This window comes from Acidobacteriota bacterium (genome assembly GCA_039028635.1).
Classification (GTDB): domain Bacteria; phylum Acidobacteriota; class Thermoanaerobaculia; order Multivoradales; family JBCCEF01; genus JBCCEF01.
On sequence record JBCCHV010000034.1, the window covers coordinates 61,082 to 68,144 of the forward strand.

Genomic DNA, 7,063 nt, shown 5'->3' on the forward strand with positions numbered 1-7,063 from the left:
GATGGAGACGCGAATCTACCGATCGATCGACGAGCTCGGCGCCGACCGCGTGATGGCGCAAGAGGGAGGTGGCCTGGACTTTTCCTATGGCCTGTTGCGCGCCGTCGAGCGCACCCTGTGGGGTCGCCTCGAAGTGCGTTATCTGACGGTCGAGGACGGCGGCGAGACGGTGCTGTTCACGCCGGTCTATATCGGCAGCAATCTCAACTTCAACGCCCTGTTGCCGAAGCTCATTCAATCCTCCTATGCCTCTCAAGTGGAGAACCTGGGGATGGCAGCGGCCTACACCGTGGCGGTGGTCGGTTGCCTGATCTCGGACCGCGGCTGGATTCCGATGCATCCGGAGCTGCGGGATCGTGCCGGCGCCCTGCGCCTGCTGCTGGCGGAGATCGACCGGCTGGCGGCCTCCTTTCGGGCCCAGCTCTGCCTGCTGAAGGACATCCATCAGAGCTTTCCCGAGGAGGAGCGTGGCGTGATGCGCCAGGCGGGCTTCTCCGAGGGCTACTCGCTCCCGACCATCCGCATCGACACGCGCTATGACTCCTGGGATCAGTACCTCTCGAAGCACCTCTCGAAGAATGGCCGCAAGCACGCCCGCAAGCAGTTTCGCCACGCCGAGGCGCGGGGCTATCGGCTGCGCGCCGTCGAGGACTTCGAGTCTCTGATCCCGCGCCTCTTTCCGCTCTTCCGCAGCGTGTTCTTGCGCGCCAAGTACCAGTTCGAAGAGTTGCCACCGGCCTTTCTCGTCGAGTGCAACCGCTCGCGCCGTCCCCTCACCGAGATGATCCTGTGTGAGAAGGGCGACGAGCCGGTGGGGGCGATGCTGGTGTTCTACGACCGCGTCCAGCAGCTCAACCGGCGCATCGGCGTCGACTACGACGACGCCGACAGCGGTTTGATCTACAACCTGCTCAACTACCAGGGGCTGATCCGGGCGATCGACCGCGGCATCGAGCACGTCGACCTCGGGCAGAGCTCCTATTTGGTGAAGACCCGCATGGGCGGTGAGCTGACCGACAACTATCTCCTGCTCAAGAGCTACTCCCTGGCCCTCAAGCCGAGCCTGCCGTTTCAGAAGTGGTGGATGAACCGCTATCGCGCCGAGCAAGTCCTCGCGGGGCTCAAGCAAGGGGTGCAGATATGAAGAACGTCCTGCTCACCGGTGCCGACAGCCTGGTCGGCGCCGAAGTGCTGGCCCATCTGGCGCGTCAGGCCGTCGACACCGTCACCCTGGTGCTGGGGCACGACGGCGACGAGGTTTTGGATCGCCTGGTCGAGTACGTCGGTCCCTTGCCGGTGCGCTTCGAAGTGATCGCAGGGGACGTGCGGCAACCGCGCTTCGGCCTCGACCGCGAGGCCTGGCGCGACCTCGGCGAGCGCATCGACTGCGGTTTTCACTGTGCCCAGCTCGAGCTGCCAGGGAACGACCTCGATCTCGCCCGCCAGGGCAACGTCCGTCCCGTCGAGAACTGGATTCGGCTGCTCGGTGCCCACCCGCACCTGCGCCTGGCTCATCTCTCGACGGCCTTCGTCGGGGGGCGTCGCAACGGCCTCTTCACGGAGTTCGATCTCGACTGCGGGCAGACCTTTCGCAACCCCTGGGAGGAGAGCAAATTCGCCGCCGAAGAGCGCCTCCGCGAGTCGCCGGTGAGCCCGCGGGTGACCGTCTTCCGGCCCAGCCACGTCGTCGGCAGCGCTCAGACCGGCGAGGCCTTCGCCTTCACCGGCGCCTATCCGCTGCTCTTCGCCCTCGCCGGCGGCGGCCGCTGGCTGCCGGGTGACAAGCTGGCCCGACTGGATCTGGTGCCGGCGGACTATGTCGGTGAGGCGATGGTGACGCTGATGCGTCACGGCCAGCGGGGCGGCACCTTCCACCTCGCCGGCGGCTGGAAAGGCTCCCTCGAGCTCGGTGAGCTGGCGCAGATGGTGGCCGGTGAGCCGGCCGCGGGCCGCCGGCCACGCTTCTTGCCACAGCTCATGGCGCCGCTGCTGCGGCTCGGTGGTGCGCTGACCTTCGGAGCCTTGTCGAGCCGTGGCGCCGAAGCCCGGCACCTGGCCGATTACCTGCGGCAGGGCTGTGTCTTCGACACGTTTCTCGCCGATGCGGCCCTCGAAGCCCAGGGCGTGGTCTGCCCCGAGCCGGCGATCTATCTCGGTCGCGTGTTGCGGGCCGCGGCGCGCCAAGACTGGGGGCGTCGCCAGAGGCAGGTCGAAACCTTGGCCCAGCCGGTGGTGAAGGTGGCCGCCGAGGGCGGCGCCGCTGCCCACGCCCGCGGGCCGGCCTTCGAAGAGCGCAAGAGCTTTCGAGTCAAAGACTACGAGGTGGTCTACCGCGATATCGGCAGCGGGCCGGCGGTGGTCTTCCTGCACGGCTTCGCCGGTGCCGAGGCCTGGGACGGCGTGGTGGAGCGTCTCCAGGACCGCTATCGCTGCCTGATCGTCGAGACCCTCGGCCTCGGCGAGTCGCGGGCGCCGCTCACGGCGGACTACGGTCTGCCAGCGCAGGCCGCGATGATCCGAGGGCTGCTCAGCCACCTCGGTCTCGAGCGCGTTCACCTGGTGGGGAACGACACCGGCGGCGCCATCGCCCAGCTCTTCGCCGTGCGCTGGCCGGAGGTCGTCGACCACCTGGTGCTTTCGGACTGCGACGCCTTCGACAACTGGCCGCCGCCGCAGGTCGAGCGCCTGCGCAAGGTCATGCGCCTCCCGGGCGGCATGGCGCTGATCGGAGCGGTGATGTCCTTTCGGCCGGTGGCGCGCTCGCGCTCCGGCTTCCGGCGCCTGGTCACCGAGGCCGACGACCTCACGCCACAGCGGGTGCAGCGTTACCTGCGGCCGGTGTCGTCGGCGGAGCGGCGGTCTCGGCTGCGACGCTTCTTCCTCTCCCTCGATCCGGCCTGCACCCAGGACATCGCCCATCTGCTGCAGCAGCTCGACAACCGCACCTTGATCATCTGGGGTTGCGAGGACGACTACTGGTCGACCTCCTGGGCGCAGAAGCTCTACGAGGAGATTCCCGGCGCCGAGCGCCTCGAGCTGATCCCCTTCGCGGGCATTTCCTGTCACGAAGAGCGGCCCGACCGCTTCGCCGAGATCTTGAGCGAGTTCTTCGCTGGTGGGGTCGAGAAAACCGACGATCGCGGCGCTGGCGGCACCGAATCCGAGCTGGTGGCCGAGAACGCGAGTCAGGCGTCGCCGGATTCGCGAGTCGACGAGACCGGAGCCGTCGAAGTCCCGTCGCTGGTGGATCGGCCGCGGGCCGTCTCACCGAGTCGCTGACCCATTCGAACGGCGGCTCCGGGGACGATCTCCGGAGCCCATTCGGCGACCCCCGGCGGCAACAAAACCAAGACCGTCGATCCCATATTGAAGCGCGCCACCTCGGCTCCGCGGTCGAAGACGAGGTTCTGGCCGCGGTGCTCGACCACACTCACCGCCGACCGGTGGGGTGGGGTCTCGAGACCACCCCAGACCGTCTCGATGGCCGACACGAAGATGGCGCCGACCATCACCAGGGCGAGAGGGCCGTGTGCCGTCTCGAAGATCGCCGCGACCCGCTCGTTGCGAGCGAACAGCCGCGGCACGGCGCGCGCCGTCGCCGGGTTGACCGCCCACAGGCGACCCGGAATGCGCACCGTTTCGACCAGCCGCCCGGCCAGCGGCAGATGAATGCGGTGATAGTCGCGGGGCGAGAGGTAGAGGTTGGCGAAGGAGCCGCCCTGGAAGGGCTGCGCCCGTTCCTCGTCGCCGCCGAGCAGCTCGACCAGGCCGAAGTCGTGGCCCTTGGCCTGGAAGATTCGTCCGCCGGCGATGACGCTGGCCTGGCTGACGGCGCCGTCCACCGGGCTGACCACCGTGCCGTCGTCGCCGGCCAGCGGCCGGGCTTCGGGCTTCAGGGCGCGGGTGAAGAAGTCGTTGAAGCTGGCGAAGGACCGCACGTCGGAGACCACCGCCTCCGTCAAGTCGACGTCGTAGGCGCGGCAGATCCACCGGATCATGAAGTTCTTGAAGGGCCGCAGCCGCCAGCGCGTGAAGGCCAGCACGACGCGCGACAGCCAGTGCTGCGGCAGCGGCGCCTGAATCGCGGCGAGCAAACGGTCTAGGAAGTGCGCGGCCATCGTCGGAGCGGGAGGATACCAGGCGGTTGTTTCAGGGGGCTGGGCGCCCCCTCGCCTACGCGGCCCGGCCCGCATGCGCATGTCGCGCGGGCTCACCCCCGTCCGACGGCGGCTTCGCCGCCGCCTGCTCCTGCTTCGCACGGAGAGAGACGGCCGAGCAGGAATACGCTCTGGATTGGGGTCGTAGGACAATGTAGGCCCATTCGACTGTCGGGAGGTTCCAGATGCTGCGACGCACCCTGTGGATTCTTGTTCTGGCACTACTCGCCGCGAGCGCGGCGGCAGAGGCGGAGAAGTCCTACGAGATCTCGTCCTACGACGTGCGCCTGGAGCTGCTCGAGGACGGCGCCTATGACGTGCGCGAAACGCTGGTATTCGAGTTTCGCGGCGAGCCTTTCAGCTTCGCCTACCGCGAGATCTCGCGCCGCGGCATCGATCGCCTCGCCGGTCTGCGGGTGAGCAGCCCGGATCTCGAGCTGCTCGACGTCGAGACCTCGTCGAACTCACTGCGCTGGGAGTTCCCGCCTCGCCTGGGTAGCACGACCTTCATCATCGAGTATCGCGCCGAAGGCGCGCTGCTCGGTCTCGAGGGTAAGAACCGCATCGATTGGGACGCCGTCGGGCGCGACTGGGACGTGCCCGTCCGCAACGTTGCGGTCACCGTCGTGCTGCCGGCCAGCTTCGCCTTCGCGGCCGACGACATCTCCTTTCAACCGGCGGACGAGGGTGAGCTCCAGGCGCTGCGCGCCGAGGGCGCCGCCACCGATTGGGAAGTCCGCTTCACCTACCCGAGCCTCGGCCCGGGCACCGCCTATCGCGTCAAGGTCGACTTCCCGACCCGCCTGGCAGGCCGCAACCCGCCGTCACCGCCGCCCACGCCGCAGCAGGTCTTGCTCGCCGTGGCGGCCTTCTTCGCTGGGCTGGCTCCGCTGCTCACCCTGGTGCGTCGATTCATGGGGGCCAAGAAGGAGTCCGGCTCCGGATCGCTGCCCGACATTCCGGTCTATGAAGCGGCGGTGTTGCTCTATCCCGTTCCGCCCCGCGGTGAGGTCGGCTTGGCGGCGGCGGTCCTCGATCTGGCCCGCCGGGGGCACCTGCAGCTAGTGCGCCGCAAGCACGGGGATGGCTGGTACAAACCCGTTCGCACGGTGGCGGAGCGGCCCCGGGATCCCGCCGCCGACCAGGCCACGGACCTCGAGCGGGAGCTCTTGAGGAGGGTCTCGGAGTACGAGGACCTCGAGGCCTTCGGCCGCCGTCAGCGGCCCTGGCGCGTGAAAACGGTGCGCCGGATCCGCCAGGATCTGATCGACCGCGGCTGGCTCGAAAACCGCTTCGCCCGTTCCCTGAGACTGCTCTTGGTGTTCCCGGTGGCGCTCGTCCTGGGCAGCCTGGCGGCAATTTTCTTCGGTCCGCCAGGACTCCTCGTCGCAGGCCTGCTCTTCGGCCTCGGCCTCGGTTGCCTGGTGCTCGGGCTGCAGTTCTACCCCGCCACCGACGAGGGAGCCCGCCAGCGGGCCGAAGTGGTGTCCTACATCAAACGGTGCCAGGCGGAGCTCGGGAGGCATCTCGAACTCGACGACGTACCGCGGGCGGCTCGCGGCTGGCTCGACGCCTTGCCCTGGCTGATGCTCAAACCCAAGGCCACCCTCCACAGCAAGCTCGTTCGGCTGCTCAAAAAGAGCGATGCCCGCCTCGACCTGCCCACCTGGGCGAGCGACGAAACCGGCAAAACGCCGGCCCGTGCAGCGGCGGCCTACCTCGCCTTCTACCCCTTCCTTAAAGCCTCCGAAAGCGCCGCCGTCGCTGTCGCCCCGGTGGCCTCCGGCAGCAGCAGCGGCGGTGCCGGTGCCGGCGGCGGCGGTGGTGCCGGGGGAGGCGGTGGGGGTGCGGGGTGATTCCGATGTGAGCGAGTTAGGGCTGAGTCGACCTTCGAGTCCGCCGTCAGACCCGAGAAACGAGCGCTTTACGTTTGCGTCAAGTCGTCGAGCTGTTTCTCGATCTCGGCCAGGGCTTCGATTTCCGGAATCGAAAGGGCCGGGTAGAGCTTCTTGATTTGCCAAGGGGCATAGGAGTGGGTCAGCTCGCGCTCTTCGAGTACTCCGTTTTGGTCTTCCAGTTTGAGTCGAAGAGTCACCCTGCCGGCATCAACCATGACCGGGTTATAGCCGAGCTGTGCGCGAAGTTCGGTTCCCAGGCGTTCGGGATCCCAGTGCATCAATCGGCCTGCGTTGATCGTGGTGATGAAGAAATCTGACTGTTCAGCTGAGAGGATCTTTTCAGCGAGTAAGGCACCATCGCTACCTGATTGCTTGGTCAAGCGACCGTCTCCGAAGAGACGAAAGATTGTGGAGTCGGTACCAAGTCCCCCGGAAGCGACGTACTCGAGGGCGATCAGGTCTGCTTCGAGAGGAGCCCTGTAGGTGGTCGTTCTTTGACCCGAAGCGAGCGCGACGGCGAGAAGGGTGAACGCGGTGAGAACGAACAGGGCCACCGTGACGGTCGCTCTATTTCGGAATCTGCTTGGCAAGGTTCACGTCTCGCAATAAATCTAGTGAATACTCCCAAGGAAGTATAGAGATCTATACCTGAGGGGGCAATTCCCTCGAGCCCTGAACTATCGTTCGTCCCGAAGGAGAATCCCTGTACCTGCTAGCAGGCTGCTGAAAAAGTCTCGACGCGGAGGATTTTTTGGTCCTCAAGAGTTCCCGAGCCCGAGCATTTCGATCAGGGTGCGAATTTGGCCGATAGCCGTGTCCGTACGAGACCGAATGCGGAAACGTGACTGAGTAGCGTGCAGCGATACACCAGAGACGCTCTGACGACGACCGTCGATACTGCCACCAGAACCAAACGTGTCACCAAGTGAGTCTTGGTCGAAGTCGTAGATCACGTCGCCTTTAACGTAACCAGAAACAGTCACTTCAGTGACAGGAGCCGGTACGTCA

6 protein-coding genes are annotated in these 7,063 nt (G+C 66.6%); 3 read left to right on the forward strand and 3 right to left on the reverse strand.

The genetic code is table 11. The features are described from left to right. Position 1: 1 nt before the first annotated feature. Together AAF604_14775 and AAF604_14780 are read left to right on the forward strand one after the other, a co-directional pair. A complete protein-coding gene (locus AAF604_14775) occupies positions 2-1,144 on the forward strand; it encodes a GNAT family N-acetyltransferase (protein MEM7050930.1) in 1,143 nt (380 codons plus the stop codon). Beyond that, entirely contained in the window at positions 1,141-3,279 is a 2,139-nt protein-coding gene (locus tag AAF604_14780; GenBank protein MEM7050931.1) for an alpha/beta fold hydrolase, read from the forward strand. The genes AAF604_14775 and AAF604_14780 overlap by 4 nt, the downstream gene beginning before the upstream one ends. On the opposite strand, the gene asd is transcribed toward AAF604_14780, so the two are convergent. Next, entirely contained in the window at positions 3,186-4,118 is a 933-nt protein-coding gene (asd, locus tag AAF604_14785; protein MEM7050932.1) for an archaetidylserine decarboxylase, read from the reverse strand. The two genes, AAF604_14780 and asd, sit on opposite strands and share 94 nt — an antisense overlap. 224 nt (positions 4,119-4,342) lie before the next feature. Between asd and AAF604_14790 the strand changes: the two genes are divergently transcribed. After that, on the forward strand, positions 4,343-6,013 hold the full coding sequence (locus tag AAF604_14790) for a DUF2207 domain-containing protein (GenBank protein ID MEM7050933.1): 1,671 nt from the start codon (positions 4,343-4,345) through the stop codon (positions 6,011-6,013). A gap of 68 nt (positions 6,014-6,081) precedes the next feature. On the opposite strand, the gene AAF604_14795 is transcribed toward AAF604_14790, so the two are convergent. Together AAF604_14795 and AAF604_14800 are read right to left on the reverse strand one after the other, a co-directional pair. Then, positions 6,082-6,609: a hypothetical protein gene (locus AAF604_14795; GenBank protein ID MEM7050934.1), complete on the reverse strand. Its 528-nt coding sequence runs from the start codon at positions 6,607-6,609 to the stop codon at positions 6,082-6,084. A 204-nt stretch (positions 6,610-6,813) separates the two neighbouring features. After that, on the reverse strand, positions 6,814-7,063 hold a 250-nt coding region (locus AAF604_14800; protein ID MEM7050935.1), incomplete at its 5' end, for a hypothetical protein.

What these genes read in the sequence shown, in the direction of transcription:
- AAF604_14780 (MEM7050931.1), top strand. Translation starts at nt 1,141, where the DNA reads ATGAAGAACGTCCTGCTCACCGGTGCCGACAGCCTGGTCGGCGCCGAA.
- AAF604_14775 (MEM7050930.1), top strand. Translation starts at nt 2, where the DNA reads ATGGAGACGCGAATCTACCGATCGATCGACGAGCTCGGCGCCGACCGC.
- asd (MEM7050932.1), bottom strand. Translation starts at nt 4,118, where the DNA reads ATGGCCGCGCACTTCCTAGACCGTTTGCTCGCCGCGATTCAGGCGCCG.
- AAF604_14790 (MEM7050933.1), top strand. Translation starts at nt 4,343, where the DNA reads ATGCTGCGACGCACCCTGTGGATTCTTGTTCTGGCACTACTCGCCGCG.